Source organism: Acinetobacter sp. VT 511 (assembly GCF_001077515.1).
GTDB lineage: Bacteria > Pseudomonadota > Gammaproteobacteria > Pseudomonadales > Moraxellaceae > Acinetobacter > Acinetobacter schindleri.
Genome location: NZ_LFRE01000006.1, coordinates 1 through 2,611 on the forward strand (window position 1 = coordinate 1; position 2,611 = coordinate 2,611).

At 48.6% G+C, this 2,611-nt stretch carries 3 protein-coding genes and 2 pseudogenes; 2 read left to right on the plus strand and 3 right to left on the minus strand.

Annotated elements, in window-relative coordinates; genetic code table 11:
- Positions 1-325 (minus strand): annotated as a pseudogene (locus tag ACS72_RS00125) (IS5 family transposase); the annotation flags it as partial.
- A 300-nt stretch (positions 326-625) separates the two neighbouring features.
- Positions 626-1,093, minus strand: coding sequence for a phosphatase PAP2 family protein (locus ACS72_RS17055; RefSeq protein ID WP_212771642.1), 468 nt, complete (start codon positions 1,091-1,093; stop codon positions 626-628).
- Positions 1,094-1,513: 420 nt separating this feature from the next.
- Between ACS72_RS17055 and ACS72_RS18545 the strand changes: the two genes are divergently transcribed.
- Complete coding sequence (locus ACS72_RS18545) at positions 1,514-1,897, plus strand: acetate uptake transporter (RefSeq protein ID WP_249888230.1); 384 nt, start codon at positions 1,514-1,516, stop codon at positions 1,895-1,897.
- Here the strand turns inward: ACS72_RS18545 and ACS72_RS17060 are convergent.
- A pseudogene (locus ACS72_RS17060) lies at positions 1,861-2,241 on the minus strand (DNA recombination/repair protein RecA); the annotation flags it as partial. The gene ACS72_RS18545 and the pseudogene ACS72_RS17060 overlap by 37 nt on opposite strands.
- 157 nt (positions 2,242-2,398) lie before the next feature.
- Here ACS72_RS17060 and ACS72_RS18305 point away from each other — a divergent pair.
- Positions 2,399-2,611, plus strand: a 213-nt coding sequence (locus ACS72_RS18305) for a hypothetical protein (protein WP_212771644.1), incomplete at its 3' end; no start/stop codon positions are given.

Sequence of the window (2,611 nt, forward strand, 5' to 3'; positions counted from 1 at the left end):
GTACTTAAACCACCTTTACTGCGTCCGATTGCCTGTTCTTTTTTTTTCCGGCGCTGTGTTGATGAGCACGCATAATTGTTGAGTCTAGCATGGCATATTCATTATCACTTTCATGTGATAGCCCTTCAAAAACTTTCTGCCATACGCCTGCTTTAGCCCAACGGCTAAAGCGAGTGTGCACAACTCTAAAATCCACAAAGCGTTCGGGTAAGTCTCGCCATGGAATACCTGAACGATACCGATACAATAATGCTTCAACAAATAGCCTGTTATCTTTGGCAGTTACTCCAACAGTAATCGCTCGTCCAGGAAACAGATCCTTAATCTGCTACCACTGATCATCTCTTAATGCATAGCGTTTAGTCATGAAAAGCATTCATGCAACAGACACTTGGCGTAAGCATTTGCTAAATACCGAGTATAAAACGTATTACAGATAAAACCGACTTGTTCGGTTTTATTTTTTTTAGATTATAGAACTTATACGTCCATTTATGTATATTCAATTCCAACCGTTCAAATTCAAACTTGATAATGTTAAAATAAATGTTGTAAAAGAGATAGACGTCGAAACGGATGTCAAATTAGAGGAGCCAGGGGGAAGGCCAGTCATGTCCAGAACAGATTACCCAAAAGAAATGGCCAAACCTCTGCTTCCGCTGCGTGAAGCGATGGAGCAGACAGGGGACCATACAGCTGTACAGGCTATAACGGATTTAATCAGCAAGGCGGAAATGAAACATCCAATGGTCAGTATAAATACGGCGCTGGCAACAATCAGCAGCACACGTCCTGTTACGGTGGGTACATGTTTCCAGATTAGAAAGGCCAGTCCACCGTACAGGCTAAATGCTGCCATAGAATGCCCACTGGGGAAGCTATAGCCGCTCACTTCGATAATCCGGTTAATGGTAGGTCTGGCACGCTGGAATACCAGTTTGAGCAATGCATTTAACAGGGTTGAACCTGCAAGCACACAAGCCAGAAAGAGCAGTTCGCGTTTGTGTCGCAGGCAAACGTACAACACAATCATGGCGATGATGGTAATGAAGACCACTGGCATTTCGCTGCCGATCCAGGTAAAAAGGTGCATGAATTGTGTCATACCAGGGGAGAGATTGTCTGGCAGTATACCTCGGCAGAAGCAGGTTTCTCGGTTCCGACGGATTCTTATAAATTTTATAGCCCATACATCAGTTCCGCCCAGCGTTTACCTAACGGCAACACCCTAATAACCGAGGGTTCCAATGGCAGATTGTTCGAAGTGACAGCGGAGCATGAGCTGGTATGGGAGTATGTTTCTCCTTACACCGATGGGCGGAATACCAATATGGTCTATCGCTCGTATCGAGTTCCTTATCAGTGGGTTCCACAGTTGGAGAAGCCGCAGGAAGTTGCGATCGAAGCTATTGACGTCTCTACCTACAGGGTCCCGGGAGCAGCACCCAAAGGTTCTGCATCCATCGTGAGCGTAGAGACAACTCTTCTCGCTCTGGACGGTATTATTCTTGCCATGGGCATTTTCTACGGCGGCATCGCGCAAATTTTTGCCGGTCTGCTGGAGTACAAAAAAGGCAACACTTTCGGTTTAACCGCATTCACCTCTTACGGTTCTTTCTGGCTGACGCTGGTTGCGATTCTGCTGATGCCGAAACTGGGTCTGACCGATGCGCCAAATGCACAGTTCCTTGGTGTCTACCTGGGTCTGTGGGGCGTATTTACGCTGTTTATGTTCTTCGGCACGCTGAAAGGCGCACGCGTTCTGCAATTCGTTTTCTTTAGCCTGACTGTGCTGTTTGCCCTGCTGGCGATCGGTAACATTGCCGGTAACGCCGCAATCATCCACTTTGCCGGCTGGATTCCGATACGACGGATGTCGAGACGAACAGAGGCGTAGAATTTCAGCGCGTTACCACCGGTAGTGGTTTCCGGGTTACCGAACATCACACCAATTTTCATACGGATCTGGTTGATGAAGATCAGCAGCGTGTTGGACTGCTTCAGGTTACCCGCCAGCCTACGCATCGCCTGGCTCATCATACGTGCCGCAAGGCCCATGTGAGAGTCGCCGATTTCGCCTTCGATTTCCGCTTTCGGCGTCAGTGCCGCCACGGAGTCAACGACGATAACGTCTACTGCGCCAGAACGCGCCAGGGCGTCACAGATTTCCAGTGCCTGCTCGCCGGTGTCCGGCTGGGAGCACAGCAGGTTGTCGATATCGACGCCCAGTTTACGTGAGAACACCGTTAATAACGACAAGGTAACCTTTAATGGAGCGACAATTATGGATCCTGCTCCTGTGACCAAAACCGCTCCGCAACCGGGAAGTATCCCCCAGCCTGGCATGATTGGGGATATTGTTCTGTACCAGAACCGTCTGACGATCAAGAACACATTGATGAACAAAGCTAACCAGCCAACCACGGGTGAGATAACGTATGGACTGCTCCCTGGTAATGTTAACGGAGGTCAGGATCAGAAGTTCCCCATTCTGGGCATCAACTCGGTGACAGTACATACTCCAGTTGTGAACTATGCCTGGGTGTCAGATGATCAGCCGCATAACCAGAAGACCACGCCTGATCCGACAAGAGCTGCACTTATTTTAGAG

Excerpts from the sequence above, each read along its gene's own strand:
- ACS72_RS17055 (WP_212771642.1), bottom strand. The coding sequence starts at position 1,093 with ATGCACCTTTTTACCTGGATCGGCAGCGAAATGCCAGTGGTCTTCATT.
- ACS72_RS18545 (WP_249888230.1), top strand. The coding sequence starts at position 1,514 with ATGGGCATTTTCTACGGCGGCATCGCGCAAATTTTTGCCGGTCTGCTG.